The sequence below is a fragment of the Pseudomonas sp. SWI44 genome (genome assembly GCF_002947915.1).
Classification (GTDB): Bacteria; Pseudomonadota; Gammaproteobacteria; order Pseudomonadales; family Pseudomonadaceae; genus Aquipseudomonas; species Aquipseudomonas taiwanensis.
The window spans coordinates 1,968,622-1,991,330 of sequence record NZ_CP026674.1; the positions used below are offsets into that span (position 1 = coordinate 1,968,622).

Here is a 22,709-nt window from a genome sequence, read left to right on the forward strand (position 1 = left end):
TCCAGCTGCCGCTCCGCCTTCTTCTCCCATATCACCAACACCAATAACCCTGTCCCTACCAAAACAGCAGCCCTAGACTCGCCCCAAGCCCGTCCAAGGACCGCCACCATGCCCGAGACCCTGCTCAGCCCACGCAACCTTGCCTTCGAACTCTACGAAGTCCTCGACGCCGAGGCCCTGACCCAGCGCCCGCGCTTCGCCGAGCACAGCCGCGAGACTTTCGACGCGGCGCTCACCACCGCCCGTACCATCGCCGAAAAGTTCTTCGCCCCACACAACCGCAAAGGCGACGAGCACGAGCCGCGCTACGTGGATGGCCGCGCGGAATTGATCCCGGACGTGAAACCGGCCGTCGATGCGTTTCTGGAAGCCGGCTTCCTCAACGCCAACCGTGACTTCGAAGTGGGCGGCATGCAGCTGCCAAGCCTGCTCTCGCAGGCCTGCTTCGCCCATTTCCAGGCCGCCAACGCTGGCACCACGGCCTACCCGTTCCTGACCATGGGTGCGGCCAACCTGATCGAAAGCTTCGGCACCGAGGAACAGAAACGCCTGTTCCTCCAGCCGATGATCGAGGGCCGCTACTTCGGCACCATGGCCCTGACCGAACCCCACGCGGGCTCGTCGCTGGCCGACATCCGCACCCGCGCCGAACCTGCTGGCGACGGCAGCTACCGCATCAAGGGCAACAAGATTTTCATTTCCGGCGGCGATCACGAACTGTCGGAAAACATCGTGCACATGGTCCTGGCCAAACTGCCGGATGCGCCCCCCGGAGTGAAGGGCATCTCGCTGTTCATCGTGCCCAAGTACCGGGTCAACGAAGATGGCAGCCGCGGCGCGCGCAACGATGTACTGCTGGCCGGGCTGTTCCACAAGATGGGCTGGCGCGGCACCACGTCCACTGCACTGAACTTCGGTGACAACGGCGCGTGCGTCGGCTACCTGATCGGCCAGCCACACCAAGGCCTGGCGTGCATGTTCCAGATGATGAATGAAGCTCGCATCGGCGTGGGCATGGGTGCGGTGATGTTGGGTTATGCAGGCTACCTGTACTCACTGGAATACGCCCGCCAGCGGCCACAAGGACGACTGCCGGACAACAAAGATCCTCAGAGCCCGGCAGTGCCGATCATCGCTCACACTGATGTCAGGCGCATGCTGCTGGCACAGAAAGCTTATGTCGAGGGTGCCTTCGACCTCGGCCTGTATGCCGCGCGGCTGTTCGATGACACTCAAACCGCCAGCGACGACGCAGCACGCCGCCAGGCCCACGAACTGCTCGACCTGCTGACGCCCATCGTCAAGTCATGGCCTTCGCAGTTCTGCCTCAAGGCCAACGAACTGGCCATCCAGATTCTCGGCGGCCACGGCTACACCCGCGAATACCCGGTCGAGCAGTACTACCGCGACAACCGCCTGAATCCGATCCACGAAGGCACCCACGGCATCCAGTCACTCGATTTGCTGGGCCGCAAGCTCGCGCAAAACGGTGGCTCCGGGCTCAAGCAGCTGGTCCGTCTGATCGCCGCCACTGCCGAGCGCGCCAGCCACCACCCGAGCCTCGACGCGCTGCGCCAACCTCTCGAGCAGCTGGTCAATCGGCTGCAAGCCGTGACCCTTGCCTTGCTCGGCGATTTGGCCCAGGGCAAGGTCGCAGGAGCCTTGGCCAACTCGGCGCTGTACCTCAAGGCCTTCGGCCACTGCGTCATTGGCTGGCGCTGGCTGGAGCAGGCAATTCATGCCGAGCTGGGCTTGATCAAGGGCACCGAAGCGGACCGCGACTTCTACCTCGGCAAGCTGCAAGCCGCTCGTTATTTCCTGACCTGGGAACTGCCGCCCTGCCATAATGACCTGGCATTGCTCGAGGTACGCGACGACACCTGCCTCGCCATGCAAGACGGGTGGTTCTAAAGGGGGAGCCACCGAGAACACGGTGGCTCATACCAACTCGACTCCCCGTTATGTGATGCTTCCTGTGGTGGGTGCAGATTCTTTGAAAAACCACAGGCTCCAGACCTTTGCGAGCTCGCTAGCAACCACAAGTGCAATCCCTACAACTGAGCCCTGCGAAAAATGAGGAGCCATATAATAAAACAGCACCGATGCAGAAGGTACGAACAACAATAACCTAAATGGCAACTGCAGCCAAACCAAGCGTTCACCCCACCGACTCCTGCGCAAGAGCAAGATACCACTTGCAGCAATGGACAACTGCAAACACCACCCCAGCGTTATGAATACAACGGCATAGCTGCCGTGATCATCAATGATCCTCAACGCACTCAGCGCGTCTGAGAAAAAGGGGAGCCGATCTTGCAGCACACTCTTCGCCACATAGTTCAACATATACAGTGCATCCAAGGCGCCCCATCCCCACCACACGTACTTCCTCGCTACCCTCTCATCCATTTAATGCTTCCGTTCGAAAATAACATTGGGCGTCACCGGCACCCAATACCATGACAGGCCTTTCACCGCCCAATTGTCATCCGACTCCACATACTTCTGAACCGTTTTTTTCAGAGTGCCATAACGGTAAACCGCAGAGCCCGACTCGAAGTGCTGCTCGTCATCCGCCAGTCTAGTCCATTCATGTGTGAGTGTACGGCTAGTATTTGCCCAGTCCTTACCATCCGAAAAAAACATACTTCCTTCATTGGCAATCGTGCCGGTTCTATTCGAGGCTATTGCCAATATGTTCCACAACGCATCATTATCGATCACTTTTAACAACCACTTTCCTGGCCCGCTGGTTTCCGTTGGGTTCGATCCTGCTGAAAAAACCTCTGCCCGTGCACTGTCTGTCACTGACTCCAAATAATCTTGGCCATGAGAGCTGTGCAGGGGCCAAAACTCAGCCCTTTTAGGCTTGAATGGACTGATTGGCTCTGAACACGCTAGCAACCAATCACCATCACCGACTTTTTTTAGAGTGATATTTTTGGCGTACTCAAATAAGCACTCATGGGGTGAAAATCCGCACTCTTGGATTAGCTCATGCAGCCCCGGCAAATCGTCCGGCCTTAACAAGGATTCGGACACACGATAAACGGCAAAGAAAGGCGTTTCGAAGCGAAATGAACAGTGAACGTCCGCTTTCGAGCGAGGAATCAGAAGTATCATGTGGACACCAACTGATCAAAAATCCATCAAGCTCCCACTCCACAAAAAAGGTTAGCCAGCCAATTCCTGATAGCGCGTAGGGCTTTTCTCTTTTCTCTGCGCTGTAGCGGCATGAGCCGGCTCAGCAAGCTGCAAGCCGCTCGTTATTTCCTGACCTGGGAACTGCCGCCCTGCCATAATGACCTGGCATTGCTCGAGGCACGCGACGACACCTGCCTCGCCATGCAAGACGGGTGGTTCTAGGGGGAGCCACCGTGCCAACGGAGGTTTCCGCATGTTCGATTCCGGCGCCCTGCTGCGTCAGCGCTTCGCCGCGCTGCGCAGTACGGCCGAGTTGTTTTCCCTGCGTCATGTAAAGCAGTCGCACCAGTCACTTTCCGTACGTCGCAACGTGGCCGAGCCGCCGCTCTTCAGCCAGGACGAAGGTGCCATGCTCAGCGTCCGGCTCAATGGCGTCGAGGCCTACGCGGCCACCGCCGACCTGTCTCAGGTGGGCCTGCAGCGGGCGTTGGAGCAGGCCGAGGCACTGGCCCGGCAAATTGCTGCGCACAGCCTGCTCGACCTGCGCGAACAACCAGTCGCCTGCGCACGCCACGATCACATCTCGCCCAACTACGACCAGTCGCTGCCGAGCCTTGCCGACTGCCTGGATCTGCTCGCCGACGAGTCGGCCAGCGTACCCAAGGACAGCCGCCTGGTGGACTGGCAGGCGAGCCTTGGCCTTAGCCTGGTCGAGCAAACCTTCCTGAACTCTGCCGGTGCCGAGCTGCGCCATGCCCAACGCTTCCTGTTCCCTGGGCTGAGCGTGACCGCCAGCGATGGCCAGGACAGCCAAAGCCGGAGCCTGGGCCGCGAGAACTTTGGCCAGCAAGGGGGCTTCGAAATCATCGAGCGCTGCGGCCTGGTTGGCGCGGCCCGCCGTGTTGCCGATGAAGCGCTGCAATTGCTGCTGGCGCCCAATACCCCCAGCGGGCCACGTGACCTGCTGCTGATGCCTGACCAGATGATGCTGCAGATTCACGAGTCCATCGGCCATCCGCTGGAAATGGACCGAATCCTGGGTGACGAACGCAACTACGCCGGCACCAGCTTCGTCAAGACCACTGATTTCGGTCACCTGCAATACGGCTCGACGCTGCTGAACGTGACCTTCGATCCCACCATCGGCGAAGAACTGGCCAGCTACAGCTTCGATGACGACGGCACCGAGGCCAGCAAGCAATTCCTGATTCGCGACGGCCTGTTGCTGCGCCCGCTGGGCGGCGCCCTGTCGCAGTTCCGCTCCGGCCTCGATGGCGTGGCCAACAGCCGGGCATGCGGCTGGAACCGCGCACCCATCGACCGCATGGCCAACCTCAACATCGAGCCAGGCGACCAGTCGCTCGAACAACTGATCCAGGGCATCGAGCATGGCATCCTGATGCGCACCAATCGCTCATGGTCCATTGACGACGCACGCAACAAGTTCCAGTTCGGCTGCGAATGGGGCCAGTTGATCGAGAACGGCGAGCTCAAGGGCATCGTCAAGAACCCCAATTACCGCGGCATCTCCGCGCAGTTCTGGCGTAACCTCTCGGCGGTCGGCGACCGTAGTACTTTCCAGGTTCTCGGTACGCCCAACTGCGGCAAGGGCGAACCCAACCAAGTGGTACGGGTCGGCCATGCTTCGCCAGCCTGCGTATTCCGCCAGATCGACGTATTCGGGGGAGACGCCTGATGAAACGCACTTTCGAAGCCCTGGTCGGCGCGGTGCGCAGCGCCCTGCAACCGGGCGAGCAGTTCACGCTCGGCTATGGCGCCGAGCAGTCGCAATTCGTGCGTTTCAACCACGCCAGGGTGCGCCAGGCCGGCGAAGTCAGCCAGGCCAGCGCGCAGATGCGGCTGATTCGCGACGGACGCCAGGCGGAACAGCACGTGACGTTGAGTGGTGACGCCCAGCTTGACCAACAGCGCCTGTTCGACGCTCTCGCACAACTGCGCCAGACCTTGCCACTGTTGGCAGTCGACCCCTACCTGCGCCTGGACGAAAACGCCTGGAACAGCCACAGCCTGCAGGAGCAGTCACTTCCGGAACTGAGCGAAGTACTGGCCCTGCTCGACCGGGAGGCCGGCGACCTGGATCTGGTCGGCATCTACGCCGCCGGGCCGATCTACCGAGGTTTTGCCAGCTCGTTCGGGGCTTTCGGCTGGCACCAGGCCAACAGTTTCAACTTCGACTGGAGCCTGTTCCACGCAAACGGCCAGGCCGTGAAGTCCAACTATGCAGGACAGGTCTGGAGCGCCGATGACTTCACCGCCCGCCTGCGCCAGGCACGCGAGCAGTTGGGCTTCCTCGGTCGCCCAGCGATTAACCTCGAACCTGGCAGCTACCGTGCCTACCTGGCGCCCGCCGCCATGGACGAAATCGCCAGCATGCTGTGCTGGGGAGGCTTTTCGGCCCAGGCCCTGGCTACCGGTAACAGCCCCTTGCAGCGCCTTTACAACGGGGATGCCAGGCTGAGTCCGCTGGTCAGCTTCACGGAGCAAGTCAGCGGTTCACTGAGCCCGGCATTTTCCGATGAGGGCTCGCCGCGCATGGACGTGCCATTGATCCAGCAAGGCGAGGCGTTGCAGCGGCTGATCAGTGCGCGCAGTGCAGCCGAGTTCGAAGGGGTGGCCAATGGGGCCGACAGCCATGAATCGCCATGCGCGCTGAGCATGGCTGCAGGAAACCTGTCCCGCTCGGAGGTTCTCCAACGGCTTGGCACTGGTCTGTACATCAGCAACCTCTGGTACCTGAATTACTCGGACTTGCCGGCAGCACGCATGACCGGGCTGACCCGCTTCGCCACGTTCTGGGTGGAAGACGGCAAGATCCAGGGACCGGTGAGCACCATGCGTTTCGATGACAGCCTGTTCAACCTGCTGGGTAGCCAACTGCAGGACCTGACCCACGAGCGCGAAATGATCCTGTCGACCAGCACCTATGGACAGCGCAGTACCGGGTCGAGTCATTTACCAGGGGCGCTGGTCAAAAGCCTGACCCTGACATTGTGATAGGCATTAGCGGCCTCTTCGTGGGCAAGCCCGTACCTGAGGGTAGTGCACAGCATCCGGTGCATTACCGGTATGCCCGCGAAGCGGCCGGCACAGACAAAAGAGGACGTCATGCCTGATCGTGCACCGATGGACCCCGTCACCGCCCGCTGGATCCCCTGGGTGGTGGCCATCGCCTTTTTCATGCAGTCCCTGGACGGCACCATCCTCAACACCGCCCTGCCGGCCATGGCCCGCTCGCTGCAGGAGGACCCGTTGCGCATGCAGGGCGTGATCATCTCCTACATGCTGACCGTGGCCTTGCTGATTCCAGCCTCGGGCTGGATCGCCGACCGTTTCGGTACCAAGCACATTTTCTTCAGCGCCATCTTGCTGTTCAGCTTCGGCTCGCTGCTGTGCGCCGCCGCCAACAGCCTGGGTTTCCTGATTTTCGCCCGCGTCGTGCAAGGCCTGGGGGGCGCGCTGATGCTGCCGGTCGGCAGGTTGGTGGTGCTGCGTGCCTATCCGCGCTCAGAGCTGGTGCGGATCATGAGCTTCATCACCATCCCCGGCCTGCTCGGCCCGCTGCTGGGCCCAACCCTGGGCGGCTGGCTGGTAGAAATCCTGAGCTGGCACTGGATCTTCCTGCTCAACCTGCCGGTAGGGGCAATCGGTTGCCTGGCGGTGTGGAAGTTCATCCCCGACCTGCGCGGCGCCGAGCGTACCTCCTTCGACACGCCCGGCTTCATCCTGTTCGGCGCAGCGATGGTGCTGATCACCATCGCCATGGAGGGCCTGGGCGAGCTGCATTTGCCGCACCTGCGGGTGATGCTGTTGCTGTTCGCCGGCATGGCCTGCCTGGCCGCCTACTGGCTGCGCGCCGGGCGCGACCCACAGCCGCTGTTTTCGCCCAGCCTATTCCGCGTGCGTACATTCGCCATCGGCATCCTTGGCAACCTGTTCGCACGCCTGGGTAGCGGCGCCCTGCCCTTCCTGGTGCCGTTGCTGCTGCAGGTCGCTCTAGGCTACTCGCCGTCCCAGGCCGGCATGAGCATGATTCCGCTGGCCGCCGCAGCGATGGTGGCCAAGTCGGTCGCCAGACCGATGATCGAGCGCCTGGGCTATCGCATCGTGCTGACCGGCAATACGCTGCTGCTGGGCATGCTCCTGGCCAGCCTGGGCCTGGTCGATGAGCAGACGCCCTATGCCCTGCTGCTGGTGCAACTGGCCTTGCTCGGCGCGGTGAACTCGTTGCAGTTCACCGCCATGAACACGGTGACCCTGATCGACCTGGACGACGCCAGCGCCAGCAGCGGCAACAGCTTGTTGTCGGTGGTCGCGCAATTGTCGCTGAGCCTGGGCGTAGCCTGCGCTGGCGCCCTGCTTGGCGGCTTCACCGCGGCGGGCAGCGCCGAAGGCGTGGAAACGACACTTGGCGCCTTCCAGCTCACGTTCTTGACGGTTGGCATCATGGCCATGCTGGCCGCTGCGATCTTCCTGCAACTGGCCCCGACTGACGGAAGGCGTGCCCGTCGTCAGGAAGCCCACATGGATTCGTAGGGCGAATGGCCACGAGGCTGGTAGACTGTGCGGCATTTTTCGCTTCGCACCGCAGGCCCGCCTCGTGACCACCGAAACCACCGCCTTTGCCACTTTGCCGTTGTCCGCTGCCATGCTGGCCAACCTGGACGCCCTCGGCTACGCCTCGATGACGCCGATCCAGGCCCAGAGCCTGCCGGTCATTCTCAAGGGCCAGGACCTGATCGCCCAGGCCAAGACCGGCAGCGGCAAGACTGCCGCCTTCGGCATTGGCCTGCTCAACCCGATCAACCCGCGCTACTTCGGCTGCCAGGCCCTGGTGCTATGCCCGACCCGCGAGCTCGCCGACCAGGTGGCCAAGGAGTTGCGTCGTCTGGCCCGTGCCGAGGACAACATCAAGATCCTCACCCTGTGTGGCGGTGTTTCGCTCGGCCCGCAGATCGCTTCGCTGGAGCATGGTGCGCACATCATCGTCGGCACGCCAGGCCGGGTGCAGCAGCACCTGGACAAGGGCACCCTGGTGCTCGACGGCCTTAACACCCTGGTGCTGGACGAAGCCGACCGCATGCTCGACATGGGCTTCTTCGACGCCATCGCCAGCATCATCGGCAAGACCCCGTCGCGCCGTCAGACCCTGCTGTTCTCCGCCACCTACCCGGCAGGCATCGAGCAGTTGGCTGCCGATTTCATGCGCAAGCCACAGCAAGTGAAGGTCGAGAGCCTGCACGCCGACAACCAGATCGAGCAGCGCTTCATCGAGATCGACCCACAGCAGCGCCTGGAGGCGGTCACCCGTGTACTGGGCCACTATCGCCCGCAGTCCTGCGTGGCGTTCTGCTTCACCAAGCAACAATGCGAAGACGTGGTCGCCCACCTCACCGCCAAAGGCATCGTCGCCCAGGCGTTGCATGGTGACCTGGAGCAACGTGATCGCGATCAGGTGCTAACCATGTTCGCCAACCGCAGCAGCTCGGTACTGGTGGCCACCGACGTGGCCGCCCGAGGCCTGGATATCGACGGCCTGGACATGGTCATCAACGTTGAACTGGCCCGCGACGCGGAAATCCACGTGCACCGTGTCGGCCGGACTGGCCGTGCTGGCGAGAAAGGCATCGCCATCAGCCTGGTGGCCCCGGCTGAAGGTCACCGCGCCCAGGCCATCGAGACCCTGCAGAAGAGCCCGCTGCGCTGGGACCAGTTGGACAGCCTGAAGCACAAGGGCGGCGAGCCGTTGCTTCCGCCAATGACCACGCTGTGCATCGCGGCTGGCCGCAAGGACAAGCTGCGCCCGGGCGATATCCTGGGTGCGCTGACGGGTGACGCCGGAATTCCGGGTAAGCAGGTGGGCAAGATCGCCATCTTCGACTTCCAGGCGTTCGTGGCGGTGGAGCGTCCTCTGGCCAAGCAGGCCATGCAGCGGCTCAATAGCGGCAAGATCAAGGGACGCTCCCTGAAGGTTCGCATCCTCTAAAACCAAACGCCTATCCTGTGGGAGCGGGTTGACCCGCGAATGCGCCAGCGAATGCACCCCCGTATTCGCGGGTCAACCCGCTGCCATAGGGTTCCGTGTTTCATACCGACAGGTTTACACCGTGCATTCCACCGATGTAATCATCCTCGGCGCCGGCGCCGCCGGCCTGATGTGCGCCCAGCTCAGTGCCCGCCGAGGCCGCCGTGTGTTGCTGCTCGACCACGCCAACAAGCCAGGCAAGAAAATCCTCATGTCCGGCGGCGGGCGCTGCAACTTCACCAACATGTACACCGAGCCGTCCAACTTCCTGTCGCAGAACCCGCACTTCTGCAAGTCGGCCCTGGCCCGCTACACCCAGTGGGACTTCATCGAACTGGTGGCCAAGCATGGCGTGCCCTACCACGAGAAGAAGCTCGGCCAGCTGTTCTGCGACAACAAGTCCAGCGACATCCTTAACATGCTGCTGGCCGAGTGCGATGAAGCGGGTGCCGAACTGCGCATGGAAACGCGCATCGAGCACATCGAAAAGACCGAGCAGGGTTACCTGCTGCAGACCAGCGCCGGCCCGTTCGCCTGCCAGTCGCTGGTGATCGCCACGGGCGGGCTGTCGATCCCGACACTGGGCGCCACCGGCTTTGGTTACCAGGTGGCCCGCCAGTTCGGCCATACCCTGCTGCCGACCCGCGCCGGCTTGGTGCCGTTCACCATCACCGAGCCCCAACTCAAGGCATTGTGCAGCGAGCTTTCGGGCACCTCGCTGGACTGCACCGCCAGCTGCAACGGCACCCGTTTCCGCGAGAACCTGCTGTTCACTCACCGCGGCCTGAGCGGGCCGGCAATTCTGCAGATTTCGTCGTTCTGGGAAGCCGGCGACACGGTCGAGATCAACCTGCTGCCGGATCGCGACGCGCTGGAATGGTTGCAGCAACAGCAGACCGAGCGCGCCAACGCCGAACTGAAGACCGTGCTTGGTGAAGTTTTCACCCGCAAGCTGGCCAACCTGTTGGCCGAGCAGTGGTTCGAGTCCAAGCCCATGAAGCAGTACACCCCGGCGGAGCTTGGCCAGATCGCCGACAAGTTGTCGGCCTGGCAACTGGTGCCCGCCGGCACCGAGGGTTATCGCACCGCCGAGGTAACCCTGGGCGGCGTGGACACCCGAGAGGTGTCGTCCAAGACCATGGAGTCGCTCAAGAGCCCAGGTCTTTACTTCATCGGAGAAGTGCTGGACGTGACCGGGCACCTGGGCGGCTTCAATTTCCAATGGGCTTGGGCATCTGCTAACGCCGCGGCGCAGTTCGTGTAGAGTAGAATCCATTCAGCAGCACGGAACGCTTCTTGCTGGTCTGTGCGCGGAGTGCCGGTTTTCCGGGGCTGATGTGAACGGCCCCGATTGCCCGGCCTCGAAAGGTATTCATTCGATCACTGCCCAAGGCCATCATGTCATCGAGCTCGTTCCGCCATTCATTGCGTCGTTTGTGGGGCCAAGACAAGTTCAGCTACAGCATTCGGGTAACGATCGCCCTGACCGGCAGCATGGCCCTGTGCTGGTATCAAGACGAGATGGCACTGCTGATCCCGCTGTTCCTCGGTATCATCGCCAGCGCCCTGGCCGAAACCGATGACAGTTGGCAGGGCCGTCTCAGCGCACTGGCGGTTACCCTGGCGTGCTTCGCCATCGCCGCCCTGTCGGTCGAGTTGCTGTTCCCCTATCCCTGGATCTTCGCCGCAGCCCTGGCCCTGGCAGCCTTCAGCCTGACCATGCTCGGCGCCTTGGGCGAGCGCTACGGCGCGATCGCCTCGGCAACGTTGATTCTTTCGGTCTACACCATGATTGGCGTGGACCAGCGCGGCGGCCAGGTAACCGATTTCTGGCACGAACCACTGCTGCTGGTGGCAGGCGCCGCCTGGTATGGTCTGCTGTCGGTTTTGTGGCAGGCACTGTTTTCCAACCAGCCGGTGCAACAGAGTCTGGCCAAGTTATTCCGTGAACTGGGGCACTACCTTAAGCTCAAGGCCAATCTGTTCGAGCCCATCCGCAACCTCGACGTGGAGGCCCGGCGACTGGAACTGGCCCAGCAGAACGGCAAGGTCGTAGCGGCCTTGAACGCAGCCAAGGAAATCATTCTGCACCGGGTAGGCAACAGCCAGCCGAACTCCAAGCTCAGCCGCTACCTGAAGCTGTACTTCCTGGCACAAGACATTCACGAGCGGGTCAGCGCCTCGCACTACCCCTACAATGCCCTGGCCGAGGCGTTCTTCCACAGTGACGTCATGTTCCGCTGCCAGCGCCTGCTGCGCCAGCAGGGTTCGGCGTGCCAGGAGCTGTCGCGCTCGATCCGCCTGCGCCAGCCCTTCGTCCTGGACACTGGCTTTGCCGAAGCACTGGAAGACCTCAACGCCTCACTGGAGCACTTGCGCATCCAGAGCAACCCGGCCTGGCGTGGGCTGCTGCGCTCATTGCGTGCGCTGGCGGCCAACCTTGCCACCCTTGACCGGCTTCTAGGGGCGGCAAGCAACCCGGACAGCCTTGCCGACGCCAGCGACAGCAGCCTGCTCGACCGTTCGCCACGCAACCTCAAGGACGTATGGAACCGCCTGCGGACGCAGCTTACGCCCACCTCGTTGCTGTTCCGCCATGCCCTGCGCCTGCCGTTGGCACTGTCGGTCGGCTACGGCATGGTGCACCTGATTCACCCGACCCAGGGCTACTGGATCATCCTTACCACGCTGTTCGTCTGCCAGCCCAACTACGGCGCCACGCGGCGCAAACTGGTGCAGCGGGTCATCGGCACAGCCATCGGCCTCACGGTGGGTTGGGCGTTGTTCGACCTGTTCCCCAGCCCGATCATCCAGTCAATGTTCGCCGTGGTCGCCGGCGTGGTGTTCTTCGTCAACCGCACGACCCGCTACACTTTGGCCACCGCTGCGATCACCCTGATGGTGCTGTTCTGCTTCAACCAGATCGGCGACGGTTACGGGCTGTTCCTGCCGCGTCTGTTCGATACCCTGGTGGGTAGCCTGATCGCCATTCTCGCGGTATTCCTGTTCCTTCCTGACTGGCAGGGCCGTAACCTGAACAAGGCGCTGGCCAACACCCTGTCCTGCGCCAGCGCGTACCTGCGCCAGATCATGCAGCAGTATGCCCATGGCAAGCGCGATGACCTGGCCTATCGCCTGGCGCGGCGCAATGCTCACAACGCCGATGCGGCGCTGTCCACTACCCTGGCCAACATGCTGATGGAGCCTGGGCACTTTCGCAAAGAGGCCGATGTCGGTTTCCGTTTCCTGGTGCTGTCGCATACCTTGCTCAGCTACCTCTCCGGGCTGGGTGCCCACCGCGATACGACGCTGCCGACCGAAGTCCAGGAGCAGTTGATCGAAGGTGCCGGCCAGAGCCTGGCCAGCAGCCTAGACGAAATCGCCAACGGACTGGCGGCGCGACTGCCGGTGCCGATCCATAGCGATACCGAAGAGGCCTTGGCCAACACGCTGGAGCAGATGCCGGAAGAGCTGGATGAACAACAGCGGTTGGTACAGACCCAATTGGCATTGATCTGCCGGCAATTGGGGCCGCTGCGAACGCTGGCGGCGCATCTGATCAAGGAGGGTGCACCGGGCTGATTGACCTGTACACCCTATCGCCGGCACGCCGGTTTCAGAGGGTGGGATCAGAAGCCGTACTGGTGCATGAGGCGGGCATAGCTGCCATCGGCTTTCATCGCTGCGATGGCGCGCTCGAAACGATCGACGATCTGCAGATGGTCGGGCCGTTTTAGGCTGACCAGAATGTGCAGGCTGTTCTCCCCCAGTGGTGGCTCGACCAACTCGACTTCATCGCGCACTTTCGAAGATTCACGCTGCAGGTTGTAGCGGGCAACGTACTCATCCTCCACCGCCAGCTGAACCCGTCCTGCGGCCAGCATGCGCAAGGCAGTGGAAAAGTTTCGTACAGTCACCTTGTTCAGACGGCTGTCGCCATCGAATTGCGGCGAATAGGCATAATCGCGTACCACGGCAATGCTGTAGGGATACAGATCCGACTGACGCTGGTAGCGCACGTTGCTTCCCTTACGCTGGAGCAGACGAATGCGGTTGGTCAGGTAGGCTTTGGAAAAGTGGCCAATCTGCGTCCGTGAGTCGGTGTACCACGCGTCGATCAGGACGTCATAGCGCCCCTCCCCGACCCCCATCAGTGCCCGCGCCCAAGGCACCTCTTCCACTTCGCTGTCATAGCCTGCGCGGGCGAGCGCCGTGGTGACGATGCGGGTGGCTAATCCCCCCCCTGGCATGCCACTGTCGGTGAACGGAGGCCAGTTGTCGGCTACCAGCCGCAACTTCTCCTGGCCCACGGCAGGCATGGCCAGCAACACTCCCAGTAACCCCAGAACGCACAGCAGTGGCCGCATGCTCAAGTCCTTTTGTAGTAGAGGGCTCACGCTATTGAAGGCGGTCTTCGCAACTACAGGACTTGCAGGTTACACATCGGGAGAGGTAAGCGATAGCGGGCAATGATGTCAAATAGCCTCTATTTTGGTCTGCGATATGCCGCCATGACTGGGCGTAATGTTCAGGCCTCATTGCGAGGCCTGATTCTCAGCCACGCAGCGACTCGAAGGCACAGCGCGCGATCTGCGCATCCTGAACCGCGACACCGGTCAGGTCCGCCACGGTCAATTGCCCCTCATCTTCGCGAGCGATGGCGTCACCGGCGAGCACAGTCCCGATTTCCACTAGCCTGGCCGGGCTCATCAAGCCAGCCTGCAAGGCGTGGGACACCTCGCCATATTGACTGCACTGGCGGATCGAGTCGACCACGATGCGGTCGGCACTGGCTACCAGCCTTGGGTCGAGTTCTTGCTTGCCGGACGTGTCGGCGCCCAACGCAGTGATGTGCGTACCGGGCCGTATCCATTCACGTTGCAGCAAGGCCTCACGAGACGGGGTGGTGCAGACGATCAGGTTGGCCGCTTCGGCGACCGCCTTGGGCTCACGTTCCACCCGCACGTCGAACCCCAGTGCCTGGGCGTAATCCCGGTAGGCAGCCAGCCCCGCATCGCTGCGCCCCCACACACTCACCTCGCGGCACGTGGTAACGGGCATGAGTTGCGCCAGTTGCATTCGCGCCTGGGTTCCAGTCCCAAGAATCCCGATCGCCTCGACCTTCGCGGGTGCCATCCGCCGCGCGACGATCCGCCCGGCCAATGCTGTACGCATGCCGGTCAGCCAACCTTGGTCCGCCAGCAACGCCAGCGGCTGACCGGTTCGGGCACAGAGCACCAGCATCAAGCCGTCATTGCTCTCCAATCCTCGTGCAGGGTTGTCGTAGAAGCCGGTGGACACTTTGACGGTAAAGGTCTCGCTGCCTTCCACGTAGGCCGACTTGATGCAACAGTCACCATTGGACTGGGCAAAAACGAAGGTCTGGACCGGGGGTGCCTGGACCTTTCCCTGGGAATAGGCGATGAAACCCTCTTCGAGCCAACGCTCGGCCACGCCCAGGTCAAGATGTTGTTCGATGCGGTGCCTGTCGAAGACGTTCATGCGATCGCCTCCAGGTATTGCTCCAGTTGGATGTTGCGCCCGCACAGCACCACCGCGACATTCTTGCCTTGATAGTCTTTGGCCAATTGCTTCATGCCCGCCAGAGCGACCGCTGCCGCGCCTTCGATGATCCAGCGTTCATGGGAGGCGACATCGCGCATTGCGTCCTTGATTTCACGCTCGCTGACCAGCACGGTCCTGTCCAGCAGCCGCTGGCATAGGCCGAAAGTGATGCTGTCGGGTTCGACTCCGCCTGCGGTGCCGTCCGAGAGCGTGTCGGTTTCTTCGACCTCGATGATCCGTCCCGCTACCAGCGAGCGCTGCAGCGTCGGCGCATTGACCGGCCAGCAACCGATCACCTCCACCGACGGCTTGAGTTTATGCAGCGCGGCAGCGATGCCGGAAATCATCCCCCCGCCACCGACGGCAACGAACACTGCATCCAGGTCGAAATGCTGCTCCAGCAATTCCATGCCGATGGTGCCCTGCCCGGCGATGACCTCCAGATCGTTGTACGGCGAGACGAACGGCTTGCCTTGCTGCCTTGCCCGGCGTCCTGCCTCGAGCTCGACCTCAAGCGGGTCGCAATCCAGCAATTGGACATTGGCACCCAGCGCGCGCATGGCGTCGATCTTCACCGGCGATGCCTCGCTGCTGGCGTAGACCGTGACGGGCACCCCCAGCAACTGGCCAGCCAGCGCCAGGCCTTGGCCATGGTTGCCCGAGGACGCGGCGATTACCCCGAGGTGACGCTGCTGAGCATCCAACAGCCGCAGCTTGTTACTGGCCCCCCTGAATTTGAACGACCCCGTGCACTGCAAGTGCTCGCACTTCAGAAGAACGTTACAGCCGGTCAGCGCGGACAACCCAGCACTGGGGAGCAACGGGGTGACGGGTACCTGCGGGCGTAGCGCCTGATGAGCCTGGAAGATCGACAGAAACAGCGCGTCGAGCTCGGCATCGTTGATTTCCATGGACGGGTTCTCCGGGGTGAAAGGCGGCCACAGTGCCGCCACGAATAGAATATTCGTCCACCGTAGAATATTTATCTACAAACAGCAAGCATCGCCTGTCGCTGGAGACCTGCCTTCACGCTTCCCGCATGAGCTTCACATACTTGTAGACCGTCGCCCGCCCCATGCCCAGGACATTGGCCACGTAGTCATAGGCACTCTTGCCACGAAAAGCCCCTTGTCCATGCAGGGCCTGCACCAGCTCACGCTTGTGGTCACGGTCGAGGCTGCCGAGGCTCAACCCCTTGTCCGCGAGCCAGGCGTGCAGGAAGGTATTGATCCGCTCCTGCCAATCGTCGCGGAACAGTGCTTCTGGCTGTGGCAGCAAGCGGCTGGCCTGGAAGAACAGGTCCAGCGCCTGCTTGGCCTGCTCGAGCACCGAGATGTTGAAATTGATGCACAGCAGCGCTTCCGGCTGACCGGACTCATCGACCATCACGCTGCTGATGGAGCGGATCTTCTGGCCATTCCAATTGAGCTTTTCGTAGGGCCCCAGGGGCGCCGAGGGGTCCAGTTCGGCGGGCAGGTCATCCAGCGCCGAATCATCCCCCAGCTGGCGCTTGGAGATGTTGTTGGCGATATGCACCACGGTCTGGCTGCGCAGGTCGTGAACCACGACTTCGGCATGGGGGAACAGCAGGGTAGCAACGCCATCGGCCATGGCGGCGTAATTACTGAAACGAGGGGATAGAGCCTGCCGATTAGCGGACATCTGCAAATTCCTGGCGTATGGATGCGATCTGGAGGACGGCCTTGCGCTGTTCAAGGGGGCTCGCGCCACAGCGGTCAAGGGTACCCCAAGACTTCACGGATCTGCCGCAGGTGCTGGATGATCCACTGCTTGTCGATGGCCCCCCAGTCATGGATGCGGTAATGCCCGGCATGGTTGCGCGCACCTTCCTGTTGCTCGAACTCGCAGACGATATCCAGGTCGGCCAGCGCGGCAATGGTGTCTTGCGCCGTGCGCCGTGGCATACCGGTGGCCTCCATCAGCGCCGGTACGCTGGTGGCTGTCTGACTATCGATCAGCCAGGCCACATACAGACGACGATAGAAACTGCTCTTGGTCTTGCTCACATCCATGCCGCTTGGTCCTTAACAATTGCCCTGCAGCTCCCGATAGGTCAGGTAGACGCGCAGGTCGAATTCCAGTTGGTGATAGTCCGGTTCCATGTGCTGACAGAGCTGGTAGAACGCCTTGTTGTGCTCCCGCTCCCGCAGATGGGCCAGCTCATGCACCACGATCATGCGCAGGAACTGTGGCGCGGCCTCCTTGAACAGCGAGGCAATGCGGATTTCCTTCTTTGCCTTGAGCTTGCCGCCCTGGATCCTCGACACCGCCGTGTTCAGCCCCAACGCACGGTGGGTGAGGTCCAGACGATTATCGAACAACACCTTGTCCAGGCTCGGCGCACTGCGCAGGTACTGCTGACGCAAATCCTGGGCATAACCGTACAACGCCTTGTCGCTCTGAATGTCGTGACGTTCAGGGTAACGGCGTTGCAGGTAATCGCCCAGGCGGTTGCTGTCGATCATCTGGCGCACCTGCGCCTGCAGGTGCGGCGGGTAGGCTTGCAAGTAGCGTAATGCGGTCATGGCACAGGGTATGGCGGAACGAAGGGCGAGTTTAGCCAATCATAGCCTCGGCCAGGGGAAAATTGTCGGGAAGCGCCCGGCATCCGCTGCCGTCATCGGGTGGGCGACGATGAAACCCTGCACGTACGCACAACCGTTGGCTTTGAGCCAAGCTGCCTGGGCCGGGGTTTCAACGCCTTCGGCGATGACCGTGATGGCGTAGTCCGCGCACAAGGCGATCACGCTGCGCACCAGGGCTGCATCAACCGCGGAGTCCGGCAGTCGTGCAACCAGATGACGGTCGATCTTCAAGGTATCTATTGGCAGGTCGCGCAGCATGCGCAGCGAACAATCGCCTGCGCCAAAGTCGTCCAGGGCTACCCGAACACCCAGCTCACGCAAACGATTGACCTGCTTGACCGCCTCGTCGATGTTGTACATCAGCGAAGTCTCCGCGACCTCGACCTCCAACTGCGACGGGCTCAGCCCTTGTTCGTTGATTACCCGCTGCAGTTCGTCCACCAGGCTGGGCATGGAAAACTGTGCGCGACTGAGGCTGATACCCAGTACCACGTCCGGCGCGAAGTGTTCACGCCAGGCCCGGCGCTGGGACACGCCCTGACGATAGATCCAACTGGCCAGGCGGTTGATCAACCGGGCCTCTTCCAGCAATGGAATGAACAGCCCCGGCGGCACATCGCCGACACTAGGGTGCTGCCAGCGCAACAATGCCTCGAAACCACGCAGGTGACCGTCGGCGAAACTGACCTGGGGCTGATACACCAGGGTGAAGGCGCGTTCCTCGATGGCAGCGCGGACACCGTCTTCGAGCATCAGCCTCGAACGTGCTCGGCCGTTGAGCTCCTGATCATAGAAGCGGTATTGCTGACGTCCGGCTCGCTTGGCTGCATACATCGCCACATCGGCGGCCCGCAGCAGGCCTTCGACGCTGGCACCGCAGTCCGGGTACGTGGCGATCCCGATGCTGACCCCCAGGTTCAGGTCCAGATCATCTATATGCTGGCAGCTGGACATCCGCTCGAGCAGTCGCTCGGCAAAACGCCCGGCCTGTTCCGGATACGGTAGCCCGTCGAACAGCGCGGTGAATTCATCGCCCCCCATGCGTGCCAGCAGGGCTTCATTACCCAAGCAGTCCTTGAGCTGCTCGCCGACCCAACGCAGCACACGATCACCGGCGTCGTGACCCAGGGAGTCATTGATGCGCTTGAACCCGTCCAGATCCATGTACATGAGCGCCTGGCACTTGTCCGAGTGCTCGTTACGCATCAGCACCGCGTCGGCCGCCTGATAGAAGCCGCGACGATTGAGCAGGCCCGTGAGGGGGTCGGTCACGGCTTGATATTCGAGCTGCTGATGCAGGTTGCGCACCACCGACATGTCCAGCACCGTCACTACCATGGCCTGCTGCTCGGCGGGCAGTGGCGCGCACGACAGCGCCACCGGTACCAACTGACCGGTCTGGGTACGCAGCTGGGCGTCATGCACACGAAAAATCCGCCGTGCCAGGTAGGCCTGGTAGAACTCTGAATCGACCCACAGGCTGACATTGGGCAGTTGCACCAAGTCCAGTACGGACACGCCCTGCAATTGCTCGACCGGCGCCTGCAACAGCCGCGAGATAGCCGGGTTGGCGAAACTGATGATGCCTGTAGCATCCACCACTAGAATGCCCTCGGCGGCATTCTCCAGAATCGAGGCATTGAACGCCCTGGCAGCCTCCAGCTCCCGGGTAAGGCGCTGGAGCATGCGCCGGTTACTCTGCTGGTCGAGCAAAGCCTGGACCTTGGGCTTGAGTATCTGCGGGTCGAACGGCTTGAACATGTAGTCCACGGCGCCGCTGGCGTACCCCTTGAGCACGGCTTCGTCGGACTGCTCGTTGGCCGTCAGGAAAATGATCGGCGTCAGCCGCGTGCGCTGACTGCCGCGCATCAGGCGGGCGACTTCGAAGCCGTCCATTTCCGGCATCTGAACGTCCAGCAGCACCAAATCGACATCGTGCTCGAGCAACGCGCTAAGGGCTTCCATCCCCGAGCTCGCCGTCAACACCTGCCAATCCTTGCGGGCCAAGAGCGCCCGCATGCTGATGAGGTTTTCCGGGTAGTCGTCTACAACCAGTAAAACCGAGTTGCCATCCGGCAATTGAGTATGAGCGCCATCCATGCTGCTTCTCTTGTAAGACTGCCTTCGAATCCAATTGGATCCGATTATGAACTCTAGCCTTGATGACCAAACGCGCAATGCAAGGAATGGCTAAGCGCCATCAACTAGGACGGTAGCCGACTAACGGTCAACCCGCCACCAGCAAAAAGTCGAGCAAGGCCTGGGAAGCCGGTCAAGCCTTGCACAAACAAAAAGCCCGCATATCGAATGCGGGCTTTTCGGGTTACGCAGCAGCCGGATCAGTTGACCTTGGCGGCCAGCTCACCCTTGGCATAACGTTGGAACATGCCTTCCAGGGAGATCGGTTTGATCTTCGAGGCATTGCCCGCAGTGCCGAAGGCTTCGTAACGGGCGATGCACACGTCACGCATGGCCTTCACGGTTTCGGCGAAGAACTTGCGTGGGTCGAACTCGCTCGGGTGCTGAGCCATGTAGCGACGGATGGCACCCGTGGAAGCCAGGCGCAGGTCGGTGTCGATGTTGACCTTGCGTACACCGTACTTGATGCCTTCGACGATTTCTTCGACCGGCACGCCGTAGGTTTCCTTGATGTCACCGCCGTACTCGTTGATCACTTTCAGCCACTCCTGAGGTACCGAGGAGGAGCCGTGCATCACCAGGTGGGTGTTCGGGATGCGCTTGTGGATTTCCTTGATGCGGTCGATGGCCAGGATGTCGCCGGTTGGCGGCTTGGTGAACTTGTAAGCACCGTGGCTGGTACCGATGGCGATGGCCAGGGCATCGACCTGGGTCTTCTTGACGAAGTCAGCGGCTTCTTCTGGGTCGGTCAGCATCTGGCTGTGGTCCAGGATGCCTTCGGCGCCCACACCGTCCTCTTCACCGGCCTGGCCGGTTTCCAGGCTGCCCAGGCAACCCAGCTCGCCTTCTACCGATACACCGCAGGCGTGGGCGAATGCCACGGTCTGCTGGGTGACGCGAACGTTGTACTCGTAGTCGGACGGAGTCTTGCCGTCTTCCTTGAGCGAACCGTCCATCATGACCGAGCTGAAGCCCAGCTGGATGGAGCGCTGGCAGACGTCAGGGCTGGTGCCGTGGTCCTGGTGCATGCACACCGGAATGTGCGGGAATTCTTCGATGGCCGCCAGGATCAGGTGGCGCAGGAAAGGGGCACCGGCATATTTGCGGGCGCCGGCCGAGGCCTGGACGATCACCGGGGAGTCGGTCTTGTCGGCCGCTTCCATGATGGCGCGCATCTGCTCGAGGTTGTTGACGTTGAAAGCCGGAACGCCGTAACCGAACTCGGCGGCGTGGTCCAGCATCTGGCGCATGCTAATGAGTGCCATTGTGTATCTCTCTCCCGACAAGCGTCGTTTGTTTCGTGCAAGCCTGCCGCAGGGGCGGTTGCTGTTCAAGTAGTGTGGGCCGCCAGCGCGGCCCGGCCAGTCACGGTGCCTTGCAGCCCCGCCCAATCAGATCGTTCGTCGCCACCCAGTACACCAGGCCTTCTTCGCCCTTGGTGTGGAAGGCCAGCACGCCATCGCTGTACAGCGCGCCGGAAGCACCCGGTTCGGACTTGAGCCGGTAGACCTGGTCACCGCCGCCAAGGCGTACGTCGACTTCATCCCGTTTCGCATCAGCGAAACGCCACAGGACTTCGGTCTGGGTGTCGCAGACCCAACGGGTCCAGTTGTCCGTCGGCGCGGGCTGCGCCGGTTGCAGCAGTGAGCATCCTGCCAGTGTCGCCAGGGCCATCGAGGCCAGCAGCGCTTTCATCAAATTACTCCGCTTGAAGCTGCATTGCAGCCCATCGCCGGCAAGCCGGCTCCTCATCACGCAGACCACGAAATACCCGTCAGGTTGCCTGCCACCCGATCAAGGGCAGCCGGGCGCTTTGCGCTGATGCTCGTCGTCGTACTTTTCCAGGCCGGTCGGCCCCAGGCGCTTGTTGATCACCGGCACGGTCTCGGCCTGCCATTCAGACTGGTAGCAACCGCCTTTGGGCGGTTGCGGGCCTTCGGCATCCGAGGACGGGCTGCTGGAGCATGCGCCCAGCAGTCCGGCAAGGATCATCACAGGCAATTGCTTGACCATCCGGTCGCTCCCTTTGCCAGGCGCCTTCTCTATCAGGCCTTGGCCCGTTCTTCCAGGATTGCCACGGCAGGCAGGACCTTGCCCTCGACGAATTCGAGGAACGCACCGCCACCGGTAGAAATGTAGGAGATATCGGCGCCAACGCCATATTTGTCGATGGCCGCCAGGGTGTCACCGCCACCTGCGATGGAGAAGGCGGCGCTGTCGGCGATGGCCTTGGCCAGTACCTTGGTGCCGTTACCGAACTGGTCGAACTCGAACACGCCAACCGGGCCGTTCCACAGGATGGTCTTGGACGACTTCAGTAGCTCGGCGAAGTTGGCAGCGGTCTGTGGGCCGATATCCAGGATCATGTCGTCGGCAGCCACGTCGGCGATGGCCTTGACGGTGGCTTCAGCGCTCTCGGCGAACGCCTTGGCAACCACCACGTCCACGGGCAGCGGAACGCTGACCTTGGCGGCGATGGCCTTGGCGGTATCGACCAGGTCCGGTTCGTAAAGCGACTTGCCAACCGGGTGACCTGCGGCAGCGAGGAAGGTGTTGGCGATGCCGCCACCGACGATCAGTTGGTCGCAGACCGCGCTGAGGCTGTTCAGCACGTCCAGCTTGGTGGACACCTTGGAGCCGGCAACGATGGCCGCCATCGGTTTGGCCGGGGCCTTCAGGGCCTTGCCCAGGGCATCCAGCTCGGCAGCCAGCAGCGGGCCGGCAGCGGCGACCTTGGCGAACTTGGCGACACCGTGGGTCGAGCCTTCGGCGCGGTGGGCAGTCCCGAAGGCGTCCATGACAAACACATCGCACAGGGCGGCGTACTTCTGCGCCAGCTCGTCGGCGTTCTTCTTCTCGCCCTTGTTGAAGCGTACGTTCTCGAACAGCACCAGATCACCCGCCTTGACCTCGACGCCGTCCAGGTAGTCGGCCACCAGCGGCACTTCGCGGCCCAGCGCCTTGCTCAGGTAGTCGGCAACTGGCTTGAGGCTGTTCTCGGCAGAGAACTCACCCTCGGTCGGGCGGCCCAGGTGCGAGCAAACCATTACCGCCGCGCCCTTTTCCAGGGCCAGCTTGATGGTCGGCAGCGCTGCCAGGATACGCGCGTCGCTGGCTACCACACCGTCCTTCACAGGGACGTTGAGGTCTTCGCGGATCAAAACGCGCTTACCTTGCAGGTCGAGGTCGGTCATCTTCAACACGGTCATGAA

At 62.0% G+C, this 22,709-nt stretch carries 20 protein-coding genes and 1 pseudogene; 8 read left to right on the forward strand and 13 right to left on the reverse strand.

The features are described 5' to 3' along the window. The first annotated feature begins 108 nt into the window (after positions 1-108). On the forward strand, positions 109-1,911 hold the full coding sequence (locus C4Q26_RS09365) for an acyl-CoA dehydrogenase (protein WP_023378409.1): 1,803 nt from the start codon (positions 109-111) through the stop codon (positions 1,909-1,911). A gap of 48 nt (positions 1,912-1,959) precedes the next feature. On the opposite strand, the gene C4Q26_RS09370 is transcribed toward C4Q26_RS09365, so the two are convergent. Together C4Q26_RS09370 and C4Q26_RS27850 are read right to left on the reverse strand one after the other, a co-directional pair. Next, positions 1,960-2,361, reverse strand: a complete 402-nt coding sequence (locus tag C4Q26_RS09370) for a hypothetical protein (protein ID WP_158664885.1) — start codon at positions 2,359-2,361, stop codon at positions 1,960-1,962. Between the two features lie 48 nt (positions 2,362-2,409). Next, a complete protein-coding gene (locus C4Q26_RS27850; protein ID WP_158664886.1) occupies positions 2,410-3,123 on the reverse strand; it encodes a hypothetical protein in 714 nt (237 codons plus the stop codon). Between the two features lie 126 nt (positions 3,124-3,249). Here C4Q26_RS27850 and C4Q26_RS28195 point away from each other — a divergent pair. The 7 genes and pseudogenes from C4Q26_RS28195 to yccS form a co-directional block, all read left to right on the forward strand. After that, positions 3,250-3,366 (forward strand): annotated as a pseudogene (locus tag C4Q26_RS28195) (hypothetical protein); the annotation flags it as partial. A gap of 31 nt (positions 3,367-3,397) precedes the next feature. Beyond that, the gene (locus tag C4Q26_RS09385; RefSeq protein WP_027907948.1) at positions 3,398-4,840 is read left to right on the forward strand and encodes a TldD/PmbA family protein; all 1,443 of its coding nucleotides are present in this window, start codon (positions 3,398-3,400) and stop codon (positions 4,838-4,840) included. Beyond that, complete coding sequence (locus tag C4Q26_RS09390) at positions 4,840-6,159, forward strand: TldD/PmbA family protein (RefSeq protein ID WP_104883023.1); 1,320 nt, start codon at positions 4,840-4,842, stop codon at positions 6,157-6,159. The genes C4Q26_RS09385 and C4Q26_RS09390 overlap by 1 nt, the downstream gene beginning before the upstream one ends. Positions 6,160-6,270: 111 nt before the next feature. Next, entirely contained in the window at positions 6,271-7,698 is a 1,428-nt protein-coding gene (gene mdtD, locus C4Q26_RS09395) for a multidrug transporter subunit MdtD (protein WP_023378401.1), read from the forward strand. A 112-nt stretch (positions 7,699-7,810) separates the two neighbouring features. Further along, positions 7,811-9,148 carry an ATP-dependent RNA helicase DbpA gene (dbpA, locus tag C4Q26_RS09400; RefSeq protein WP_238346403.1) on the forward strand — a complete coding sequence of 446 codons (1,338 nt, stop codon included), beginning with the start codon at positions 7,811-7,813 and terminating at the stop codon, positions 9,146-9,148. 121 nt (positions 9,149-9,269) lie between these two features. Continuing rightward, the gene (locus C4Q26_RS09405) at positions 9,270-10,451 is read left to right on the forward strand and encodes an NAD(P)/FAD-dependent oxidoreductase (RefSeq protein ID WP_023378398.1); all 1,182 of its coding nucleotides are present in this window, start codon (positions 9,270-9,272) and stop codon (positions 10,449-10,451) included. Positions 10,452-10,585: 134 nt separating this feature from the next. Then, positions 10,586-12,769, forward strand: coding sequence for a YccS family putative transporter (gene yccS / locus C4Q26_RS09410; protein ID WP_104883024.1), 2,184 nt, complete (start codon positions 10,586-10,588; stop codon positions 12,767-12,769). 47 nt (positions 12,770-12,816) lie between these two features. Here the strand turns inward: yccS and C4Q26_RS09415 are convergent, their stop codons facing one another. The 11 genes from C4Q26_RS09415 to C4Q26_RS09465 all read right to left on the reverse strand — a co-directional run bounded on the left by C4Q26_RS09415 (position 12,817) and on the right by C4Q26_RS09465 (position 22,706). Further along, positions 12,817-13,554 (reverse strand): ABC transporter substrate-binding protein, encoded by a 738-nt coding sequence (locus tag C4Q26_RS09415; protein WP_104883025.1) that lies wholly within the window; start codon positions 13,552-13,554, stop codon positions 12,817-12,819. A gap of 187 nt (positions 13,555-13,741) precedes the next feature. Further along, complete coding sequence (locus tag C4Q26_RS09420) at positions 13,742-14,689, reverse strand: ornithine cyclodeaminase family protein (protein WP_023378393.1); 948 nt, start codon at positions 14,687-14,689, stop codon at positions 13,742-13,744. Then, positions 14,686-15,663 carry a threonine/serine dehydratase gene (locus C4Q26_RS09425; protein ID WP_104882252.1) on the reverse strand — a complete coding sequence of 326 codons (978 nt, stop codon included), beginning with the start codon at positions 15,661-15,663 and terminating at the stop codon, positions 14,686-14,688. Before C4Q26_RS09425 ends, C4Q26_RS09420 begins: the two co-directional genes overlap by 4 nt. Before the next feature lie 115 nt (positions 15,664-15,778). Next, complete coding sequence (locus C4Q26_RS09430) at positions 15,779-16,414, reverse strand: transcriptional regulator (protein ID WP_027907947.1); 636 nt, start codon at positions 16,412-16,414, stop codon at positions 15,779-15,781. A 74-nt stretch (positions 16,415-16,488) separates the two neighbouring features. Then, positions 16,489-16,785, reverse strand: a complete 297-nt coding sequence (locus C4Q26_RS09435) for a helix-turn-helix domain-containing protein (protein WP_023378388.1) — start codon at positions 16,783-16,785, stop codon at positions 16,489-16,491. Positions 16,786-16,797: 12 nt separating this feature from the next. Next, positions 16,798-17,298, reverse strand: a complete 501-nt coding sequence (locus C4Q26_RS09440; protein ID WP_023378386.1) for a M48 family metallopeptidase — start codon at positions 17,296-17,298, stop codon at positions 16,798-16,800. A gap of 39 nt (positions 17,299-17,337) precedes the next feature. After that, the gene (locus C4Q26_RS09445; RefSeq protein WP_023378384.1) at positions 17,338-19,458 is read right to left on the reverse strand and encodes a bifunctional diguanylate cyclase/phosphodiesterase; all 2,121 of its coding nucleotides are present in this window, start codon (positions 19,456-19,458) and stop codon (positions 17,338-17,340) included. Between the two features lie 239 nt (positions 19,459-19,697). Beyond that, on the reverse strand, positions 19,698-20,762 hold the full coding sequence (fba, locus tag C4Q26_RS09450; protein ID WP_023378382.1) for a class II fructose-bisphosphate aldolase: 1,065 nt from the start codon (positions 20,760-20,762) through the stop codon (positions 19,698-19,700). Positions 20,763-20,862: 100 nt separating this feature from the next. Next, positions 20,863-21,192, reverse strand: a complete 330-nt coding sequence (locus C4Q26_RS09455) for an MliC family protein (RefSeq protein WP_023378381.1) — start codon at positions 21,190-21,192, stop codon at positions 20,863-20,865. Between the two features lie 99 nt (positions 21,193-21,291). Beyond that, positions 21,292-21,543, reverse strand: a complete 252-nt coding sequence (locus C4Q26_RS09460) for a hypothetical protein (RefSeq protein WP_104882256.1) — start codon at positions 21,541-21,543, stop codon at positions 21,292-21,294. Continuing rightward, entirely contained in the window at positions 21,543-22,706 is a 1,164-nt protein-coding gene (locus C4Q26_RS09465; protein WP_023378377.1) for a phosphoglycerate kinase, read from the reverse strand. Before C4Q26_RS09465 ends, C4Q26_RS09460 begins: the two co-directional genes overlap by 1 nt. Positions 22,707-22,709: the final 3 nt, after the last annotated feature.